Consider the following 18,753-nt stretch of genomic DNA (forward strand, 5'->3'; position numbering starts at 1 on the left):
CACTATCTCCAACGGGAAGATTCAACCACGCGCTCTGACAAAAAGCAGAACAACAAAATAAGACTGCCAAAAAAGACCAGACCATTTGTGCGAATCGTGCCTTCAACCAAAGTTGAAAGATGCGTGCTTAAAGAAACATGCTCAAAAACTTTGCGTGCAATCTCGCTATCCACGACCTCGGCACCGATTCCGACAAACCAGATGGATACATTCAAAATGACGGACATCACATAGGCCACCAAGCTGTTCTCGGTCAGGGCTGAACAGAACAAATTCATGGCCGTATAAACCGAACCCACAACGAAAATTCCGAAGAATGCCACAAACAAAGGACCCCAGTTGATTTTCGCCAAAGTCGCTGTCGCCACCGGATAAGATAGTGCCAGCAGCACAATCCCACCAACAGCGCCCACAGCCGCCAGATATTTACCCACCACAATCTGTGTTGAAGTCACTGGCGAAGTTAAAAGCAAATCAAAGGTGCGCATCTTTTTTTCTTCAGCAAACAGCTTCATGGTCAAAGCCGGCACCACGAAAATCAAAATCAAATTTAAATAGGACAGCTGTCGCAAGAACACTCCATAGTGAATGTTCAATTGATTTGCGGGAATCCCCTGTTGCGCCACATAGTTCATCAACAATTGGGCAAAACCCCACAGCTGCAACGGATAAATCCAGCTGAACACCAGACTTACCAAAAAGCAGATAATCCAATATGTCGGATTGAAGAAGAAACCTTTCAGTTCCTTTTTCAAAATAATCCAAGCACCATTCATCGCCCACCTCCGTCTTTGCCGTATGTGAGCCTTAGGAACACATCTTCCAAATCCATTTTACTTGGACTGAATTCAAGCAGTCCTAAACCTTGATTCACCAGTCTTGAAGAAACCGCAGCGACGATTTCATCACCACCACGAACATCGATGCGCCACTCTTTGTGGGATTTTCCCATTTGCACAGAAAGGATTTCTGACATGTCCCCTAAAACGGATTTCATATCGGAAATATCCTTAGCCACACGGATCGTCAGGCGGCTTTGCCCCTGTTCCATAGTGGCCAAATGATGAATGCTGTCCTCGATGACGATTTTACCTTTATTGATGATGATGATCTTTTCGCACGTCGCCTGCACTTCCGGCAGAATGTGCGTGGAAAGAATAATCGTGTGCTGACCGCGCAAGGCTTTGATCAGATCCCGGATCTCGGCCACTTGTTTTGGATCCAAACCTACGGTCGGCTCATCCAAAATCAAAACTTCAGGATCCGACACAATCGCCTGGGCGATACCCACACGTTGTTTAAACCCTTTGGACAAGTGTTGTATCAAACGCTTTTGCACTTCTCCCAGATTGGTTTTTTCGATCGCCATGTCGACGGACTTTTCAATTTTCTCTTTGGGCACTTGCTTGAGAGCTGCCACATAGCGCAGATAATCGCGCACATACATGTCACCATACACAGGTGGAGTTTCCGGCAAATAGCCGATGCGCTTTTTCACTTCCAGTGGATTTTCAAAAACATCATATCCAGCGACGGATGCCGACCCATGACTTGGAGCCATGAATCCCGTGATGATTTTCATCGTGGTGGACTTGCCGGCGCCATTGGGACCTAGGAAACCCACAACATCGCCCTTGTTCACTGAAAAATTCAAATGATCAATGGCTCTGCGGGGACCGTAATCTTTGGTGAGATCTTTTACAGTAATCATGTGAAAATTTTAGACTGCACAGAGTGTCAGTCAAGACTCGTCAGGATTGACGCAAAGAAAAATGAAATGTCTTTTCCGAATGATAGGTGACTCTTCCCAATTTATCGCCCTTGATGGGACGTACAAAACGGCACTCCACCATGACGACAGCGACTTTTTGCCCCACCATCAGCGATTTTGAGGAAAGCGACTCACGTGCGACCCACGAAGCCACTTCCTGAATGTCGGCCTGACTGATTTCCTGCTCGCGCTGACGGTGAATAATGGCATGAGCCCCTGGATAGTCCTTCAAATGCAGCCAATAGTCCCAAGCTTTGGCCTGACGAAGCAGTGCTAAATTATCAGCCGCTGACTTTCCACAATAAGCCAATGCTCCGGAATCCAGAACAAACTTACGCCCTCGTGCCTCTGCTTTATGCATCAAATCCACAAGACCGGATTTGCCTGACTGTTTTTCGCGATATTGGGACTTTTCAAGTGTCGCAATTTCTTTTTGCAGCTCTCCCAAGCGCTCCCGAGCCCCGTCTTTTTTGGCCACCAGCTGCTTGGATTTTGAAAACGTATTTTCAATATTCCAGCTTAAGGATTCCCGTGGGTTCACAAAACTTATCAAATGTTCGGGAACTTCCAAGGTGCGATTGGCCACCAGAAAATTTCCTGTCTCCTGCCACTCCAGATGTTTTTCGTTCTCGATCTGCTTTTGGATCTCATCAAGAGCCTTGCGCTTTTTCTCAAGATCTTTTTGTTTTTGCTTTTCCCATTGCGCAACCGGATCCAATGACGGCTTCTTATCCTGTCTTTGCTCGCCCAGCCATTCTTGGTGGATTTCAACCAAATCACGGGGTTCAGGTGGATTCTCCACCGTTGGTGCCGACTTCAATTCCAAGGGTTTTTCCCAAGCGATGGTTTTACCTTCGGCTCGCACCAGCAGATTGCACTGCTTGGGAATCAAACGAATTTCAAGCTCACAGGTGATGGTGGTGTTGGACAAAGTCAGCACGGCGACGCGGCCGAACTCACTGAGTACTTTAAATCCCGACACATAAAGATTTTTGGCGTTGGAATTCAGAAACAACCCTACCGGTTTGGGCTTGGGACCCTTCTTAAAGGGACACTGATTTTCAAAAACCAGCATCATAGGGGTGTTAGGCACAAGGTCCAGTATCAGCCAGAACTGTGTTCTATTATGAAATGACAAAGCCAGACCACGGTCGATCGCCAACACTTCCTGCAACTGTGCCCCCATGAGCACCTGCTCAAAGTGATTCACAAAATTGTTAAGTTCTTGTTGGGTCATGGCTTTCATCCTGCTGATTGTGTCATTCTTTGGGCCAAATTTCCAACAAGTACTTAGGTTCCGATTTCGCATTCCGATAAATTGAATATGAAAAATGATGCTTTGCTGAAAATCGTTGAGACCCAACTTCTAGAAACCAAAAACATGCGGGAAAAAACCCCGGATTTCATCAATCGTGTGGTGCACATCTACACGCTGCAATTGATGGGACTAGGCAACATCCCTATCGATTTTATGGAAGAAGTGATGGAAGACGTCGAAGCAGAGACGATCGAAATCTACCGCAAAAAAACCTACGGCTTTTTGACGCTGGAAGATTATCGCCGCCACAAGTTCCGTCAAAAGAACGACAACTAGATTAGTGCTTTAACGAAAGCCTGCTCCTAAAGCAGGCTTTTTTTCTACGGGTGTACAAACTGCCAACTTTGACCTCAAAATGATTTAAGCCCAAGGTACAGCTTCGTCTAATTACCTTAATTTACGATATTGGATGTGGCGAAATAGAGTAACTCAACTTTATAGGAGCCCCTCGTGAAACCCAGCTGCGCCCTTCTACTTGTTTCAACTCTCTCCACCCTTGTCGCTTGTACTCGTATTGAAACCGGCGAAGTCGGTGTTCGCATCGGGTTCGACAAACAAATCAGCCCCGGCGAATTGCTTCCGGGAAGCTTCAATCAAACAGTCATCGGCAGCGTTCTGACTTTCCCGGTTAAGGACGTCAGCGTGCGCGTGGATGACATCACTCCCCTTGCCAAAGACAACAGCACCATGAAGGACTTTGATGCGATGGTGGTTTATAACATCAATCCGCAGGCCGTCAGCGAATTGTACGTGAAAAAGAACCGTTCTTTCCACGCTGAACACGATGGTGACATTTACTTGATGTACAACTACGTTCACCAAGCAGCCAGAAATGCTATTTATAAATCTGCGCGCAAGTACGAAGCTTTGGATATGAATGACAACCGTCAGGCTATCGAAACTGAAGTTAAAGAACTTATCATTCACACTTTGGCAGAAGAAAAGTTGGATACATCCATCACGGTCAGCCAGGTTCTGGTGCGTGTGATTCTGCCTGCAGATTCGGTCGTTGCCTCCGCAAATGAACTGGTTCGGGCCAAGAATGAATACAAGCAAAAAGAGGTTGAAGTGCAAACTGCAAAAAAAGAGGCAGAGCGTATTGCAGCTTTGAATTCCAACAAAGGTGCCATCGAATACATGGCTGCCATGGCGAACATGAAGATTGCTGAAGCGATTGCTAACGGTAAAGTGAACACAATCGTGATCCCTTCTGATTTTAAGGGCATGGTCAACGTTCGCTAGTTGTTTAATCTAATAAAAGCCTGCTCCGCGCAGGCTTTTATTATTAATGCCCAGCCGTTTTCGAGAAAACATTAATGACCACTACTCCAGAAACAATCAGCACCATCCCGACAATTGCCGGAAGGTCCAATTTTTCTTTCCATACAAAATAGCCGATCAACGTTAACAAAAACAGCCCCACTCCGGACCAGATTGCATAGGCAATTCCAACTGGAATCACGACCATCACTTTACTTAAAAAATAAAATGCGACGCCATAACAAAGCACCGATGCCATGGCAAAGCCGGCATGGGAAAACCCCTCGGACTTTTTCAACAAAGTGGTACCAACAAGTTCGAAAATAATTGCTATAGCCAACTGCAAATAAGACATAGAACACCCTTCTTCTGAGGGTGTTTCGCGTGAAGCGAATCTCTGCTCTTTGATTTAGAGTGTCCGGGCTAACCAAACCAGACTGCGATTTCCAGTAACTACTATTATACTGGTTTTGAAAAAACGGTCAAGTCGCCTGTCTTGCAATCTCACACTTTGCCAATCAGACGCTACGTCTTTTCAATCACTGCAAAATATAAAGGACCAAACCCACAGCGATCCGGCATGTAGGCCACACCAAATTCCGTGGACTCGCCACCAATACCGGGATCGGCTGGCAAAAGTTTGACGGCATCTTTTTTCTTTTTTAAAAGTTTGCGAATGACGTCGTCGTTTTCTGTCGGACTGATGGAGCATGTGGAATAGACAATGCGCCCGCCGGGTTTTACAGCAAGCAAAGCTGCCGCTAGCAATGAATACTGACGAGTCGCCAGATGTTCTGTTCTGCGCGGACTCCACTCTTCTTGAGCTTTAGTGTTTTCTAGAATGTGGCGTTCACCGGAACAAGGGGCATCCAAAAGGATGCGATCAAAGCTGTTGGCTTCTTTCAATCCAAACTGCACACCGTCTTTACCAGTCACCCACACGCGATCACGTACACTACGCGGTACGTACTGTTGAATCACTTTTTTCAAACGTTCACGACGCTCCGGCGACAAATCGTTGCAAAAGATCTCGCCTTCGTCAGAGATGGCTTCGATCATAATTAAACTTTTCCCACCTGGGGCCGCACACATATCCAGTAAACGATCACCAGGCTGTGCATCCAGCGCGCGCGCCACCATCACACTTGCCGGATCCATCACATAAGTATCCAGCAACTCGTCCTGACGACGCTCAGGATGACTTCCCTGATCTACGGGAATCCAAAAGCAGCCCGGCAGCTGTTCTTTGGTTTCAAAACTCTGCCAGGATTTAGCAGTCGCATCTTGGGAGCCCAAATTATTTACGCGAGCCACTTGCTGCTCGGAGTTTTGTAGCGCAGCAAAAACCGCTGGCCAACGATCGCCATAAACCTTTTGAAAATGTAAGTAAAACGGATGGGTCGGTTGCATGGTGTATTAGATAAGACATTTTTCACTATGCGTCACGAAGAAAAAGGGCCTTAGTGGCTCCAGATAATTCAGGCATGATCCTCGCATTATTAGTTACCGGAACAAACGAAACGTCAAAACGACACCACTTAAGAAGGAAAAGTTTATGAAAACACTCTTGTTGTCCTTGGTTACTGTTTGCGCTTTTGCACACGTTGCTCACGCAAATGAATCTGAATTGTATGAAAACGAAGCCGCTGCCTACAGCGAAGAAATGGATATGTCCGCTTACACTGACGGCATGACACTAGACGAAGACATCACAGCTTTCGGTCGCGGTGGTCGGCATGATGGCCCAGGTCGCGGCAATCCAGGCCGCGGTCGCGATGATGGTCACTGGGGCCCACACCCTGCACCTCGCCCAGGCCCGGGTCCTCGTCCCGGTCCTCGCCCAGGTCCCGGCCCACGTCCTCATCCACGTCCTCCAGGACACGGTGGTCCCGGTCATGGTGGCCCAGGTTACCCGCCTCCACACCGCCCAACAATCGAATATGTAACGTGTGAGTCCCATGGCAACCGTTACAACACTTGCTACATCAACCCATACGGCATTCGTAACTTCTACTTGGCAAGACAGCGTTCTGACTCTGCTTGTATCGCTGGAAGATCATTCGGTTTCGCAAGAAACTATGTGTGGGTAGATCGCGGTTGCCGCGGAGTATTTGCAATCGAGAGATACTAATCTCAAAAAAAAAGACCAGCTTCGGCTGGTCTTTTTTTTATTCTAAATTAGCTTAAAAGAATCAACGAATCGGAAAGGCACAAATAAATTCCGTGCCGACATCCAACTGGGATTTCACCGCCACTGTACCACCATGACTTTGCATGATGTGTTTAACAATGGCTAAGCCCAACCCCGTACCACCAGCGTCTCTGGTGCGGCCTTTGTCGATACGATAAAATCGCTCAAACAGACGATCCAAATGTTCATTTGGAATCCCCGGGCCGTCATCGATCACTCTAAGAATAATGTACTCCTTGATGTCGCGCTCCCAGCGAATTTGCACGGTCTTACCATTTGGAATGAACTTTACGGCATTAGAAACCAGATTGCGCAGCACCTGCTCGACTTTGCGGGCATCAGCCTTAAACGGCGGCACTTCACCCACCACGCGGATGGCGATGTTCTTTTCGGCGGCAAGTACAGCCATCTCTGAGACCACGTACTCAGAAATTTGCAGTGGATGAATCAATTCAAGTCTTAATTCAGAATTGCTGGCTTCCATCGAAGTTAAAGACAACAGGTCGTTCACCAAGTCCATCAAACGATCGATGTTGCGGGAAACGATATTGATAAATTTCCCCGCCTGTTCAATTTGCCCGTTGTTGATATCTTCCTTCAAGGTATCCACGTAACCCTTGATTGAAGTCAGAGGCGTACGCAGTTCGTGGGAGGCATTGCCGACAAATTCAATGCGAATCTGTTCGGCCTTTTTAAGCTCGGAGATATCGTGGAAGATCCCAACGATTCCGTAAACTTCACGGGTTTTCTCGTTGCGAATTGGATTTACTGAAACCGAGAAAAAGCGCGGTTGATTATCAATCAATGTCGGCAATTTGACGGTGAAACGGTTCACTTTGCCGGTCTTGATGGTTTTTTCAAAACCTTCGAGCACATCTGAGGAGCGAATCGCATCCTTCAGACGCAGATTCTCCATGGACAACTGCGGGCCTTTTAGAAATTGGGCTGCAAACTGCGAATTAAAATACAAAATCTTTTCATCAAGACTGATGCTGACCAGACCTTCTGATACCGAGCTCATGAAAGCCTGGGACTCTTCTTGCGCTTGCAGGAAGTTCGCCTTACGGCGTTTCATCTTTTTATGAATCTTGTCCAAAGCCACTTCAAGCTCAGAAAGATCATCCCCGTCATCGTCCAACAGGTCTTCCGAGTCCGAAGAAACAAGCTCCCCATAAGCACGCTTATTGGAAATGCGCAGGGCTTTTAAAATAACTTTATGAACAGGACGAACGAAACGGTAAGCAAGAATTGCCGCTATCAAAATACTGAACACGAAGAAGTTCAGAAGGAAATCCGAGTAGACAAAGTCCGGCATGCGATGCTGGGTATCCAATGACGCCGCAACGATGAACGCCAGCAAATTGAACACGACAACCTGAAAGATCAGCAGCTTCCAAAACAGACGCCACGGAAAACGAATGAAACTGGTCATGCTTGATCCATTTTTACCCGGTAGCCCACGCCACGGATGGTTTCAATGCGATCACCCCAACCGCCCAGTTTTTTGCGCAGTCCGAAGACGTGGGTGTCAATTGTACGACCCACAACGCTGATTCCTTCACCTTGGATATTTTCGATCAGCTTTTCACGAGTCAAAACCACACCGTGATTCTGAACCAACGTTCCCAACAGCTTGAACTCCGAGGGAGTCAAATGCAGGGTCTCGCCGTTATAGGAAATTTCGTAAGTCTTGAAATTCATCCTAAGACCGTGAATGTTAATTTCACTGTCTTCTTTGATCACTTCCTCGGCTTTCGGATTTGCACGACGAAGCAGGGCTTTTACCCTTGCCATCAACACTGAGGGATTGAAGGGTTTGGTCAGGTAGTCATCTGCACCACGCTCCAAACCCATCACGATATCCTGTGGTTCTGTTTTCGCAGTCACCATCAAGACGGAGGAGTTTTTGTTTTGGGCTTTGATTCGCTCCAGGATGTCGACACCGTGAAGTCCGGGAAGCATCCAATCCAGAATAAAGACCTGGTAGCTTTTGGCATTCATTTCAGCGAGGGCTTCTTCGGCAGAACCACATTCAGTCACTCGGTAACCTTGACGCAGTAAATGCAACGCCATCAGTTCACGAATCTCCTGTTCATCCTCTACCACCATCACCTGAACTGAATTTTCAGCCAAACTTGCCCCCATGTCGAACGTCTTTACCCGTATATGCAAAGATCACGTCTTCGGCGATATTGGTCGCGTGGTCACCCAAACGCTCCAAATTTCGCGCGATTAAAATGAAATCCATGCTTGCCTCAACATCGTCCGGATTGGACTTCATATGTTGAATTGCGTCTTTAAAAACTTTGTTTTTCAATGTGTCGATTTCATCGTCCATCAACAGGATGTTTTTCGCCTCGACAGCGTCGCCTCGAACAAAACAATCCAACGAACCTTTGACCATGTTGCCGGCTATTTCAGACATTCTTTGAATGTCTGCGGTTTGCGCAGGAATCGGTTTACGCCCCAGATAGTCCTTACCGGAGTAAGAAATATTCACGGTTTGATCGCCCATGCGCTCCAGGTCATTGTTGATTTTTAGAACTGAAATAATCAAACGCAGGTCTTTTGCCACCGGGCCTTGCTTAGCCAGAATGTGCATGCACACGTTATCCACGCGAATATGATCTTCGTTAATACGTTTTTCGATCTCGTGGACTTCCTGGAATGCTGAAGCATCACGGGATAAAAGAGCAGAAGTCACTTGCGAGAGGGCTTTTTCAACATGACCACCCATTACCAGAATCATTTTCTTTAGATCTTCGAGCTGAGTGTCGATGGCACGTTCCATACGTATTCCCCGTTTAAATGGTTGTATAAGGGTTTTCAGAGTAAAAAACACCGCTTAACACGGCAATTAAAGCAAAACTAACACAATCTTAACACACTAAAACAGCACTTGAGCAGCCAATTCCACCTTTGAGGTGTCGCGAATGCCCGGGCCATAGTTTTCTGCATACCAAGTACGGTCCACAGCAAGGGCCGTTTTCACATCCGCCGTAACTTGGTAAGCCAAAGAAATAATACCCGTTTGCATGTCGCGGCCATCCTTATCGGCCACCGCATCAAGGTAATCATAGCGAAGCATCAACTCCGCTTTAGGCCCTGTCGACAGCAACACGTAGGCACTGCCACCCAAACCATGCACGGCTTCACCCAACATGTCCGTCACATCCACACCATCCGCCATTTTCAAATCATTAACGGCATCAGCGGGATCATGGGTATCAAGAAGTTCCAGTCCCATTCTCACGTTAGAGTCCTCGGGCTTATACAGAAACGCTGCCTGAATACGCTCCTTGGCAGAAACATCCTCACCATATTGCTCATAGGTTCCATGGATGTACTGCAAAGAAATTACAAACGGTGTCCAGCTGGTGAATCTGAAATACAAAGATCCTTCCTTGTGAGGACCGGCAGAGTCTTGCTCGCGACCCTCGCCATTCACCACTGTCAGACTCCACTCTCCCAAATTGGCTGGAAGTTCCGACATGAAAGACATGCCCAGATCGGAATAGTTCTGGTACTTCCACTTTTCAGTCAAACCCCATGCGGTTTCGCCCAAAAAGCGATAGTTCGTATCTTCGTACTGGGACTCCAACCACGCCTGAGGAATCACCCCCATGCGCAGACTGTGTGCTCCTTCAAAAATACTGACCAAATCCAAATACGCCTCACGAGTGTTTACGATGAAGCTTTCAGTATTCGTATCATCATTGCGTTTCTGTGCGCCTTCAAATGAGACATACAAAAGGTTGTCGTCCTTCAACGGCACACTGAAGTTTAACAGTAGGGATGGAATACGAAATTCTGACTCCCCCGCCTCTCCAGAAGGCAGCAAGTTCACCATAGCATTCATATCAGCTTCCCCGCTGATTTCGATATCACTCAATGCGAAAGCCTGCCCACAAACAAAAACGCTCAAGATCACTGTCAAAAATGATTTTTTCATGTCTAAGATGCTCGCATTTTTATATACTGTTGCCAAAGGAGATCTTTAGCCGTGTCACGTCGAGTTTCTGCCATCGATATTGGGTCCAACGCCATCCGCATGATGGTGGCCGATATCAATGAAACAGCACCCTATATCCGGGTTGATAAAAAGCTGCGCGCCCCGGTGCGCCTGGGTCATGACGTTTTCACCACAGGCATCATCAGCCCCGAAACCATGGAGCTGGCCAGATCGACCTTTCATCGCTTCGCCGAAACCAATAAGAAACTTCAGGTGCAAAAATGCCGGGCCGTCGCCACCAGCGCCTGCCGTGAAGCCAAAAACAGCAAGGAATTTGTGGATATGATCCGCAAGGTTTCCGGCATTGAAATAGAAATCATCGATGGCACCGAAGAGGGTCGCTTGATCCATCTTGCGGTTCGCAAGGAAGTCGAATTGGACAATAAAAAAACCATGCTGATCGATATTGGCGGCGGCAGCGTGGAAGTGACCTTCTCAAAAGGCGGTAAACTTCTGGCCACCAAATCCTTTCCCATGGGAACGGTTCGGGTTTTGGAAAACTTAAGCAAACGCCGCATGAACGAAAGCCACCTGGGAATCATCATGGGCGAGTTCTTAAAAGATCTGGGGCCCCACATTTACCCGAACACAGAAAATGAACCCGTTGATTTCGCCATCGGGACCGGGGGAAACCTTGAGTGCATGGCCGAACTCAAAGTCCGCCTGCTTAAAAAAACTCCCAATACTTTTGTCACTTTATCAGAACTGGGTGAAATCATTGCGCGTCTAAAAGCAATGTCGGTCAAAGAGCGTATCGATAAGTTGGAACTTCGCCCTGATCGCGCCGACGTTATTATGCCCGCTTCGGTCCTGGTTGAAACAATCATGCGCCAGGCAGAGGTGGAAAAGATCGTCATCCCGGCCGTGGGCCTGCGCGATGGACTGATTTGGTCGATGGTTTAATCCATAAATCTAATCAAAGATTTTGGGCGGAATTGAATACATCAATTCTGCCCCGCCGGCTTCAGCCTGCGCAAAAGATTCCAGTTCGAGGGAAAGAATTCCACTTTTGCGCAGATCGATGAAGCTTTCAGCCTTACCGGTCAGCATGTAACTCGCAAATGTGCTTAAGTGCGGCTCATGCCCCACAATCATAATGCGCTTATAGTTCCTGCCTTGGGTACGAATCCATTTTAACAGAGCTTGCGGCGGACTTTGTGGAACCATCTCGGGAACTTCAATGGTTTTCACACCCGGATAGCTTTGCGTCAGAATTTGCGCGGTTTGCGCAGCCCGGGTAAAGGGACTGGTCACAATCACGTCCACGTCCTTCACGAAATCCTTCATACGCAGACAAACTTTTTGCATGCGCTTACGGCCCTTCAGAGTCAAAGGACGAAACTGATCCTCCAGACCTTTTTTGGCAAAGTCTTCGCGTACTTCAGCTAATGCATGACGGACGATGATAATTTCCATTTTACTCCGAATCTTCGACCATCTTAACCCGGGATTTCGCCAATTGCATCAGCGATTGATGAATTCCGACGTCATCAGATTTGAAGGTTTTTTTGGTATAACTACCATCGGAGTTCATGGACCACGCCTGACGGGATTCCTTAAGGTAAAACTGAAGGATCTCCCATAATTTTTCTTTTAGACTGCGATCCAAAACGGGAACAATCGCCTCCACGCGCGCATGAAGATTGCGGTACATCCAATCGGCAGAACCCAGGAAGAAATCGCCATCCACCGGATTTTCCTGGCCGTTGCGGAAATAGAATAACCGCGAGTGCTCCAGGAATCTGCCGATGACGGATGTGACTTTGATATTTTCACTCATTCCCGGAACCCCGGGACGAAGACAGCAGAAGCCTCGCACGATCATCTCGATGTCGACACCTTTTTGCGAGGCAGAGTAAAGTGCCGCACCGATATCATTTTCCTCAAAGTTATTGAACTTAGCCACTATTTGAGCGGGCTTCCCGGCCTTCGCATGGGCGGCCTCGCGATCAATCATCGTACGGAAGGTCGAGAACATATTCACCGGAGCAATCAGCAAATGATTATAACTCCCCTTCAAACTGATTCCCGTCAGATAGTGGAAGAAATCCACCACATCATTGGTGATTTCCTCTCTGGCGGTCAGAAGCCCCAAATCGGTGTAAAATCTGGAAGTCGTGACATTATAGTTCCCGGTTCCAATATGAACGTAACAGCGCAAGCCCTCTTGCTCCTGACGAACCACCAAGGCTGTTTTAGCATGAGTTTTCAAACCCACGACACCATACACGACGTGAACGCCGGCATTTTCCAACTCATTGGCCCAATAGATATTTCTTTCTTCATCAAAGCGGGCTTTGAGTTCAACCAGACACACCACTTGCTTGCCTTGAGCCGCCGCGCGAATCAGGGAACGAATGAACGGGCTGTTGTCGCCCGTGCGATACAACGTCATTTTAATCGCCAGAACTTTGGGATCTTCGCTGGCAATGCGAATGAAAGTTTCAACTGAGGCCGAGAAACTTTCAAACGGATTATGAATCAACTGATCGTTGGCGCGAATCGCATTGAAAATCCCGGTGCCTTCCTCTGCAAATGCCGGCGAAACCACGGGAATGTACGGTTCAAATTTCAGTTTTGGCAACGGCAGATCTGAAATCATTCCCAAGTCGCCGTAATCCAGCTCTCCTGGGATTTCGTAGATATCCTCTTCGGTCAGTTCAAGCTCCTCCATCAGGAACTTCAACATCCACGGATCAGGATTGGGTCCATGCTCTAAGCGCACCACTTCGGCAAAACGACGCTGGCGCAATTCCTCTTCGATCGCTTCCAACAAATCTTCGGCATCTTCCTGATCCTGATCTGAATCCGCGTTTCGAGTCAGACGAAATGCCATCGACTCCAACACTTGCATGGATGGGAACAAATCAGCCAAATTGGCTTTGATCACTTCAAGCAGACTTACAAAACGATTTACGCTGGTATCAGCATCGGCGCGAATCCATTGCGGCAAAACTTTTGGAATCTTAACCCGCGCAAAAAGTTTATCCTCTGAATTTGGATGCTTTAAAGTCAGTCCCAAGGAAACCGACAAATTCGAAATAAACGGAAACGGATGCCCCGGGTCCACCGAGAGCGGCGTTAACACCGGAAACACATTCTTGCTGTAGTACTTCCTTGCGTGCTCCTGCTCTTTTTCAGTCAGGTCTTTCCACGCAAGCAGATGAATGTGTTCTTTCTCCAGAGCTTTCAAAAGTTTTTTATGACAGTGGCCCTGATCCTGCAGCATCGGCAAGACGACTTGGCGAATCTCCAGCAATTGCGCCATGGGAGTTTTTCCATCAGCGGATTTCGGCGACACGCCGTAGGCCACGTGTCGCTTCAGACCGCCCACGCGTTTCATGAAAAATTCATCCAGATTGGACCCCGAGATGCTTAGAAACTTCACTCTTTCCAAAAGCGGATTACTGGCATCCTCAGCTTCTGTCAAAACGCGACGATTGAAATTCAACCACCCGATCTCGCGACTGGTGAACAAACTTTCAGATGACAAGGGATGTTCAAGAACCTTGACCTTACGTGTGGCAGCTTTTTTCTTAGACGTTCTTTTAGGCGTTCCTGCCTTTGGTGTGTTCAAAGAATCCTCCTTGACTCCCTGGTTCTATATTTCACAATAAAGACTTATTCTTGGCAATGCCTACCTCAAGGAACAACGACATGCAAAATACTCCCAAAGAGTGGCAGGTTCTGAAGAACATTCGAAATAAGGTCCAGCGTCATAATCCAAACACCATAGTTCCTTTGGGTGATGATGCCTTTGTTTTCAAAAACTTCCCCGGCTATTCCGTGATCGCGCAGGATATGATGGTGGAGGACGTGCATTTTCGCCTTGATTACTCCTGTGCTTTTGATCTGGGACACAAAGCGCTGGCAGTTAACTTAAGTGATTTGGCGGCCATGGGTGCGGACCCGCGCTTTGCACAAGTGTCGTTGGCGATTCCCAAAGAAATAACTGAAACCTGGCTTGACGAGTTCTATCAGGGCATGACAACTCTGGCCGACAAATTCGGCGTCGAAATTGCCGGAGGTGATTTATGTGTCTCTCCGCGCGGTGTGATTATCGATGTCAGCGTACATGGCTCCTGTGATAAGCCAATCACACGCCATGGGACACAAGCCGGTGACATCCTGCTTAGCAGCGGGCCTCTGGGTTTATCCACCACGGGACTTCGCGCGCTGAATGAAGATCGCACCGGGGATTTTCCAGGGGCGACAGCTCGACACCTTCGCCCTCTTCCGCGCCTGGATCTACTCCCACAATTGCGTCAGCACGCAGATAAGATTCACGCCCTGATGGATTGCAGCGATGGCTTGGTCAATGATGCTTTGATTTTATCAAAAAAACCTTACGGCAATGGCCACTCTCCCCATATTGGCGGAGTTCATTTGTTTCCCGATCAATTCCCACTGCATGATGAAACTTTACGCATGGCTCATTTGTCCAAAGCCTACGAATATGCTTTGTGGGGTGGAGAGGATTATGAACTTCTGATCTCTGTGAATCCCGAAGATCGCACTCTTTTTCCAGAGTGGACAGAAGTTGGCCAGTTCACGGAAAGCCCTGGAGTCTTTCTGATCCACGGCGATGGGAAGGAAGAAATTTCCACATTCAAAGGCTGGAAGCACTTTTAGGCCCAACAGAACCGCAGTCTCAAATTGACATACTGTTTTTTGGCGCCACTTGGTTAAGACGCCCGGCTTTTCGTCCGAAAAGAACAGCATGACATCACTCGCACGCTATCACGGCAGGTCTCCCCGATTTATTCTTCAAACAGAGGATGAGAGCATCGTACGTGTGGCGGGTCCCAAGCAGGTTCCTTGGGAAGAAGGCACTTCGATCAAGAATGTGTCTCTGACGGGACTGGCATTCACGGCTCCCGATGACCTTTGCCCAATTTTGGGTGAAGTCATCAAGATCCAATTCACTCCACCAGGCTCACGGCAAATGGCGTGCTACGCCATTGTTACTCGCCTGGACAGCATCGCAAATTCTCAAACTCTGGTTGGCGTTCATTTCTATAAAATGGAAATGACCCAAAGAATCGTGTTGGCGCAAGGTTTGGCTCGTCGATTCCGTGAAAACCAGGAGCGTGGGCAAATTGATGAGATGCTGAACAAACAACCCGGACCCATGAGCCTGCTGCACTTCCCGCAAGTGATGATGATGGGGGTTGTCGCATTACTTTGGGGCGCGGTGATCTTCAGTTCACTGAAGTTTCAATACGAAGATATCTTTTCATTCTTCGCCGGCATTTTTTAAAAATGTTCAAACTTCTCTTTGAGTCTTTTGGCTGCAAAGTCGATGAACTTCTTTGTTTTCAATGACACTTCCCTTTGTTCCGGAGAAACCAGACTGACCGGAATTTCCTGACCGCGCAGACCACGATGGATATGAACCAAGCGACCATGGCGGATTTGTTCCGCGGCGATAAACTCGGGTATCATTGCAATTCCACGTCCCTGCACAGCCATTTGTAAAACCATGTTCGGGTTATTAGCCAAGAACACAGGTTCAACTTTCACAGAAACTTTTTTGCTGTCACTCAAGCGCCACAATTCCAATTTCGACTGAGTTCCCAACCCTAAAAATGGAACCGCTCCCAAGCTGTCAATATCCTCCGCCTGTCGATAACGCTCAAGGAAGCCCGGACTCGCAACCAGGATACTTTTCAAGGTTGCCACTTTTTTGACTCTTAGCGAGCTGTCTTTCAAAATCCCGATACGAACTGCGACGTCGATGGATTCCTTTACCAGGTCCACATAGGCCTGACTCAACAAAACTTCGAAACGGACCCGGGGATGCTGCTTCGAAAATTCCGCCAGTACATCAGGCAAATGCAACACTCCAAGATCATCCGATGCGGTAATTCGCAACCATCCTGAAACATCAGCCACTTCCTCGCTGAGCTCTGCACTCAGGCTTTCCAGCCCCTCTACTAAACCTCGAGAACGCTCATAATAAGCGCGCCCCGCATCGGTCAGTTGAAACTGACGCGTGGTTCGATACACCAGCTGAATGCCCAGATCTCGCTCTAAAGCAGCCAGTCTACGACTGACTCTGGATTTGGGCTGATGCAATACCTCAGCGGCTTTGGTGAAGCTTCCCGCCTGTACCAGTTTGACGAATGTGCGTATTTGATTGAGATCTAATTGTTCCATATGTGCAACAGTATATCGTGAATATGTCTCCTACCGCAACACCGCATTTGGGCCGAAGATATCTGAGTGCTCATTAACTATTAAAGGAGAGAACCATGAAAATGATGACCGCAACCACAGCTACAATTATTACGTTACTTAGCACGGCGGCTTTCGCCAAATCAATTCCAGCAGGCACTTACACTCTGGATTCTGCCCATTCACAAGTTGGTTTTGAAGTTCCCCACTTGGTGATTTCATCCGTGGACGGCCGCTTCACTAAATTTGACGGCTCTATCACGATTGATTCAAAGCTGGAAAAGTCCAAAGCCAATTTAAATGTCGACGTTAACAGTATCGACACAGCCAATGCCGATCGTGACAAACATTTAAAAAGTCCGGACTTCTTCGATGCGGCAAAAAATCCTACAATGAAGTTCGTAACCAAAAAAGTTATCGGTTCAGCGGATGATTTGAGACTGGTGGGTGATTTGACCATCAAGGGCAAAACCAAAGAAATCACATTGGCAGTGAAATACCTGGGTGACGTGAAGGATGCTTACGGCAACCAAAAAATCGCTTTCACAGCGACTGGTAAAATCAACCGTCAGGAATTCGGCCTGACTTGGAGCCAGGCTGTCGAAGCCGGTCCCGTAGTTGGTGACGAGATCACTTTGAATATCAAAATCCAAGGCAACAAGCCTGTTGATAAGAAGGGTTAATAAATTATGAAACGCATGCCTGTGATTTTTGCAGCTCATGGCTCCCCAATGAATGCTTTGGCGAAGACTCCGTTCACGGATGCTTTGACAGCATTGGGTGAGCGCGTGCCGCACCCACAGGCAATCCTTGTAGTGTCGGCACACTGGGAAACAGAAGGAACCAAAGTTCTGTACAATGCGACTCCTCAGACGATTCATGATTTTTACGGATTTCCCAAAGCCCTGTTTGATGTTCAGTACCCTGCCCGTGGACCGTTAAGCCTGGCACAAACCACGCAAAAACTGATTCCTGGTTCAGAGCTGACAGAAAAATGGGGCTTGGATCACGGCACCTGGTCTGTTTTGGTGCACATGTTTCCGAAGGCTGATATTCCCGTGTTCCAATTAAGTCTGGATGTGCATGCTCCTCCTGAAAAGCACATCGAGATGGGTAAACACTTGCGCAGCCTTCGCGAACAAGGTGTGTTGATTTTAGCCAGCGGAAACATCGTGCATAATCTGCGAGAAATTAAATGGCGCGAACCTGACTCCTCCACCCCATGGGCAGTGGAGTTTGATGCCGCGATCAAACAAGCACTTGAGCAACGGGATGAAAAATCCCTGGCACATATTGAAAAGTTTGGTTCTGCCGCAGAAATTTCCGTTCCAACGCCAGAACACTATTGGCCGTTGCTTTACGCTTTCGGCGCTTCCGATGAAAAGGACCGCATATCGTATCCTTATGAAGGCTTTGAAATGGGCTCTCTGTCTATGCGCACAGTCATGTGGGACTCCTAGGTCTTTTGAGCTATTTGGTAAGGTCGGGATAGTACGTTTCGATCATTTTGCGACGAGCTCCAACCAAGATATTTTGGTCGTTAATACTGAGCCAACGATCAACACCGCGACGAATTTCATCTAGGACTTTACTATTGTTTAGAACCAAATTAACTGACTCGATGACATTTTTGCCCCATTCATTTTTAGGACATGCCACCACAACGTATACGAAATCACCGTTATCTTTAAGAGGCAGATACTCTACCGATCCAGGGGACTTAAGAAGTTTATTGTAGTAAAATGCTTCGAAGGGATAACCGAGGGTGTATTGAATGCGACCCGTATGAAGCATCTGATGCGCCAACAAACTGTTATCGACCACCTTAATTTTCGGATTCTTTTTATAGTTGTTCTTAATCAGAACTTCATCGATTCCCTCTCCATAAAGTCTGCCCACACCCAGTGTCCACTGAGGCTTTTGATCAATAACCTTCTGCAGTGATAGTGGAACCAGACTTTTGAGCTCCATCAGATTGTCATGTTTTGTTAGAAGACAAGTGCACTGGCTAATAAAACTACATG

21 protein-coding genes are annotated in these 18,753 nt (G+C 47.6%); 8 read left to right on the plus strand and 13 right to left on the minus strand.

All coding sequences use genetic code 11. From position 1 onward, the window contains the following. Window positions 1-2: 2 nt before the first annotated feature. From ACLVWR_RS01990 to ACLVWR_RS02000, 3 genes are read right to left on the minus strand one after another with little or no spacing between them, the layout of a single operon-like run. The gene (locus tag ACLVWR_RS01990) at window positions 3-776 is read right to left on the minus strand and encodes an ABC transporter permease (RefSeq protein ID WP_413582279.1); all 774 of its coding nucleotides are present in this window, start codon (window positions 774-776) and stop codon (window positions 3-5) included. Beyond that, window positions 773-1,711 carry an ABC transporter ATP-binding protein gene (locus ACLVWR_RS01995; protein WP_413582280.1) on the minus strand — a complete coding sequence of 313 codons (939 nt, stop codon included), beginning with the start codon at window positions 1,709-1,711 and terminating at the stop codon, window positions 773-775. Before ACLVWR_RS01995 ends, ACLVWR_RS01990 begins: the two co-directional genes overlap by 4 nt. 40 nt (window positions 1,712-1,751) lie before the next feature. Next, the gene (locus ACLVWR_RS02000) at window positions 1,752-3,008 is read right to left on the minus strand and encodes a DUF814 domain-containing protein (protein ID WP_413582281.1); all 1,257 of its coding nucleotides are present in this window, start codon (window positions 3,006-3,008) and stop codon (window positions 1,752-1,754) included. 87 nt (window positions 3,009-3,095) lie between these two features. On the opposite strand from ACLVWR_RS02000, the gene ACLVWR_RS02005 reads away from it, so the two are divergent. Then, complete coding sequence (locus tag ACLVWR_RS02005) at window positions 3,096-3,365, plus strand: DNA-dependent DNA polymerase (protein ID WP_340596555.1); 270 nt, start codon at window positions 3,096-3,098, stop codon at window positions 3,363-3,365. Between the two features lie 174 nt (window positions 3,366-3,539). Then, entirely contained in the window at window positions 3,540-4,331 is a 792-nt protein-coding gene (locus ACLVWR_RS02010) for an SPFH domain-containing protein (protein ID WP_413582282.1), read from the plus strand. A 43-nt stretch (window positions 4,332-4,374) separates the two neighbouring features. Here the strand turns inward: ACLVWR_RS02010 and ACLVWR_RS02015 are convergent, their stop codons facing one another. Beyond that, complete coding sequence (locus ACLVWR_RS02015) at window positions 4,375-4,704, minus strand: SMR family transporter (protein WP_413582283.1); 330 nt, start codon at window positions 4,702-4,704, stop codon at window positions 4,375-4,377. Between the two features lie 170 nt (window positions 4,705-4,874). Further along, the gene (locus ACLVWR_RS02020) at window positions 4,875-5,759 is read right to left on the minus strand and encodes an RsmB/NOP family class I SAM-dependent RNA methyltransferase (protein WP_413582284.1); all 885 of its coding nucleotides are present in this window, start codon (window positions 5,757-5,759) and stop codon (window positions 4,875-4,877) included. 145 nt (window positions 5,760-5,904) lie between these two features. Here ACLVWR_RS02020 and ACLVWR_RS02025 point away from each other — a divergent pair, with 145 nt between their 5' ends. Further along, on the plus strand, window positions 5,905-6,480 hold the full coding sequence (locus tag ACLVWR_RS02025; RefSeq protein ID WP_413582285.1) for a DUF3011 domain-containing protein: 576 nt from the start codon (window positions 5,905-5,907) through the stop codon (window positions 6,478-6,480). Between the two features lie 61 nt (window positions 6,481-6,541). Here the strand turns inward: ACLVWR_RS02025 and ACLVWR_RS02030 are convergent, their stop codons facing one another. The 4 genes from ACLVWR_RS02030 to ACLVWR_RS02045 all read right to left on the minus strand — a co-directional run bounded on the left by ACLVWR_RS02030 (window position 6,542) and on the right by ACLVWR_RS02045 (window position 10,492). Further along, window positions 6,542-7,972, minus strand: a complete 1,431-nt coding sequence (locus ACLVWR_RS02030; protein ID WP_413582286.1) for a sensor histidine kinase — start codon at window positions 7,970-7,972, stop codon at window positions 6,542-6,544. After that, entirely contained in the window at window positions 7,969-8,673 is a 705-nt protein-coding gene (locus ACLVWR_RS02035) for a response regulator transcription factor (RefSeq protein ID WP_413582287.1), read from the minus strand. Before ACLVWR_RS02035 ends, ACLVWR_RS02030 begins: the two co-directional genes overlap by 4 nt. Continuing rightward, complete coding sequence (phoU, locus tag ACLVWR_RS02040; RefSeq protein ID WP_413582288.1) at window positions 8,666-9,331, minus strand: phosphate signaling complex protein PhoU; 666 nt, start codon at window positions 9,329-9,331, stop codon at window positions 8,666-8,668. The genes ACLVWR_RS02035 and phoU overlap by 8 nt, the downstream gene beginning before the upstream one ends. A gap of 96 nt (window positions 9,332-9,427) precedes the next feature. Continuing rightward, entirely contained in the window at window positions 9,428-10,492 is a 1,065-nt protein-coding gene (locus ACLVWR_RS02045) for a hypothetical protein (protein WP_413582289.1), read from the minus strand. Window positions 10,493-10,543: 51 nt separating this feature from the next. On the opposite strand from ACLVWR_RS02045, the gene ACLVWR_RS02050 reads away from it, so the two are divergent. Further along, on the plus strand, window positions 10,544-11,455 hold the full coding sequence (locus tag ACLVWR_RS02050; protein ID WP_413582290.1) for a hypothetical protein: 912 nt from the start codon (window positions 10,544-10,546) through the stop codon (window positions 11,453-11,455). Window positions 11,456-11,464: 9 nt separating this feature from the next. Here the strand turns inward: ACLVWR_RS02050 and ACLVWR_RS02055 are convergent, their stop codons facing one another. Together ACLVWR_RS02055 and ppk1 are read right to left on the minus strand one after the other, a co-directional pair. After that, complete coding sequence (locus tag ACLVWR_RS02055) at window positions 11,465-11,968, minus strand: SixA phosphatase family protein (RefSeq protein WP_413582291.1); 504 nt, start codon at window positions 11,966-11,968, stop codon at window positions 11,465-11,467. A 1-nt stretch (window position 11,969) separates the two neighbouring features. Then, entirely contained in the window at window positions 11,970-14,129 is a 2,160-nt protein-coding gene (gene ppk1, locus ACLVWR_RS02060) for a polyphosphate kinase 1 (protein WP_413582292.1), read from the minus strand. Window positions 14,130-14,209: 80 nt separating this feature from the next. Between ppk1 and thiL the strand changes: the two genes are divergently transcribed. Beyond that, window positions 14,210-15,184 (plus strand): thiamine-phosphate kinase, encoded by a 975-nt coding sequence (gene thiL / locus ACLVWR_RS02065; RefSeq protein WP_413582293.1) that lies wholly within the window; start codon window positions 14,210-14,212, stop codon window positions 15,182-15,184. An 88-nt stretch (window positions 15,185-15,272) separates the two neighbouring features. Next, window positions 15,273-15,812, plus strand: a complete 540-nt coding sequence (locus ACLVWR_RS02070) for a PilZ domain-containing protein (protein ID WP_413582294.1) — start codon at window positions 15,273-15,275, stop codon at window positions 15,810-15,812. Here the strand turns inward: ACLVWR_RS02070 and ACLVWR_RS02075 are convergent. Further along, window positions 15,809-16,711: a LysR family transcriptional regulator gene (locus ACLVWR_RS02075; RefSeq protein ID WP_413582295.1), complete on the minus strand. Its 903-nt coding sequence runs from the start codon at window positions 16,709-16,711 to the stop codon at window positions 15,809-15,811. The genes ACLVWR_RS02070 and ACLVWR_RS02075 overlap by 4 nt on opposite strands. A 95-nt stretch (window positions 16,712-16,806) precedes the next feature. On the opposite strand from ACLVWR_RS02075, the gene ACLVWR_RS02080 reads away from it, so the two are divergent. Both ACLVWR_RS02080 and ygiD read left to right on the plus strand, forming a co-directional pair. Beyond that, complete coding sequence (locus tag ACLVWR_RS02080) at window positions 16,807-17,412, plus strand: YceI family protein (RefSeq protein ID WP_413582296.1); 606 nt, start codon at window positions 16,807-16,809, stop codon at window positions 17,410-17,412. A gap of 6 nt (window positions 17,413-17,418) precedes the next feature. After that, on the plus strand, window positions 17,419-18,189 hold the full coding sequence (gene ygiD, locus ACLVWR_RS02085; protein ID WP_413582297.1) for a 4,5-DOPA dioxygenase extradiol: 771 nt from the start codon (window positions 17,419-17,421) through the stop codon (window positions 18,187-18,189). 10 nt (window positions 18,190-18,199) lie between these two features. Here the strand turns inward: ygiD and ACLVWR_RS02090 are convergent, their stop codons facing one another. After that, complete coding sequence (locus tag ACLVWR_RS02090) at window positions 18,200-18,700, minus strand: hypothetical protein (protein WP_413582298.1); 501 nt, start codon at window positions 18,698-18,700, stop codon at window positions 18,200-18,202. Window positions 18,701-18,753: the final 53 nt, after the last annotated feature.

Source organism: Bdellovibrio sp. HCB288, from assembly GCF_047305935.1.
Lineage (GTDB): Bacteria > Bdellovibrionota > Bdellovibrionia > Bdellovibrionales > Bdellovibrionaceae > Bdellovibrio.

What these genes read in the sequence shown, in the direction of transcription:
- ACLVWR_RS01990 (WP_413582279.1), bottom strand. Translation starts at nt 776, where the DNA reads ATGAATGGTGCTTGGATTATTTTGAAAAAGGAACTGAAAGGTTTCTTC.
- ACLVWR_RS01995 (WP_413582280.1), bottom strand. Translation starts at nt 1,711, where the DNA reads ATGATTACTGTAAAAGATCTCACCAAAGATTACGGTCCCCGCAGAGCC.
- ACLVWR_RS02000 (WP_413582281.1), bottom strand. Translation starts at nt 3,008, where the DNA reads ATGACCCAACAAGAACTTAACAATTTTGTGAATCACTTTGAGCAGGTG.
- ACLVWR_RS02005 (WP_340596555.1), top strand. Translation starts at nt 3,096, where the DNA reads ATGAAAAATGATGCTTTGCTGAAAATCGTTGAGACCCAACTTCTAGAA.
- ACLVWR_RS02015 (WP_413582283.1), bottom strand. Translation starts at nt 4,704, where the DNA reads ATGTCTTATTTGCAGTTGGCTATAGCAATTATTTTCGAACTTGTTGGT.
- ACLVWR_RS02020 (WP_413582284.1), bottom strand. Translation starts at nt 5,759, where the DNA reads ATGCAACCGACCCATCCGTTTTACTTACATTTTCAAAAGGTTTATGGC.
- ACLVWR_RS02025 (WP_413582285.1), top strand. Translation starts at nt 5,905, where the DNA reads ATGAAAACACTCTTGTTGTCCTTGGTTACTGTTTGCGCTTTTGCACAC.
- ACLVWR_RS02030 (WP_413582286.1), bottom strand. Translation starts at nt 7,972, where the DNA reads ATGACCAGTTTCATTCGTTTTCCGTGGCGTCTGTTTTGGAAGCTGCTG.
- phoU (WP_413582288.1), bottom strand. Translation starts at nt 9,331, where the DNA reads ATGGAACGTGCCATCGACACTCAGCTCGAAGATCTAAAGAAAATGATT.
- ACLVWR_RS02045 (WP_413582289.1), bottom strand. Translation starts at nt 10,492, where the DNA reads ATGAAAAAATCATTTTTGACAGTGATCTTGAGCGTTTTTGTTTGTGGG.
- ACLVWR_RS02055 (WP_413582291.1), bottom strand. Translation starts at nt 11,968, where the DNA reads ATGGAAATTATCATCGTCCGTCATGCATTAGCTGAAGTACGCGAAGAC.
- thiL (WP_413582293.1), top strand. Translation starts at nt 14,210, where the DNA reads ATGCAAAATACTCCCAAAGAGTGGCAGGTTCTGAAGAACATTCGAAAT.
- ACLVWR_RS02070 (WP_413582294.1), top strand. Translation starts at nt 15,273, where the DNA reads ATGACATCACTCGCACGCTATCACGGCAGGTCTCCCCGATTTATTCTT.
- ACLVWR_RS02075 (WP_413582295.1), bottom strand. Translation starts at nt 16,711, where the DNA reads ATGGAACAATTAGATCTCAATCAAATACGCACATTCGTCAAACTGGTA.
- ACLVWR_RS02080 (WP_413582296.1), top strand. Translation starts at nt 16,807, where the DNA reads ATGAAAATGATGACCGCAACCACAGCTACAATTATTACGTTACTTAGC.
- ygiD (WP_413582297.1), top strand. Translation starts at nt 17,419, where the DNA reads ATGAAACGCATGCCTGTGATTTTTGCAGCTCATGGCTCCCCAATGAAT.
- ACLVWR_RS02090 (WP_413582298.1), bottom strand. Translation starts at nt 18,700, where the DNA reads ATGGAGCTCAAAAGTCTGGTTCCACTATCACTGCAGAAGGTTATTGAT.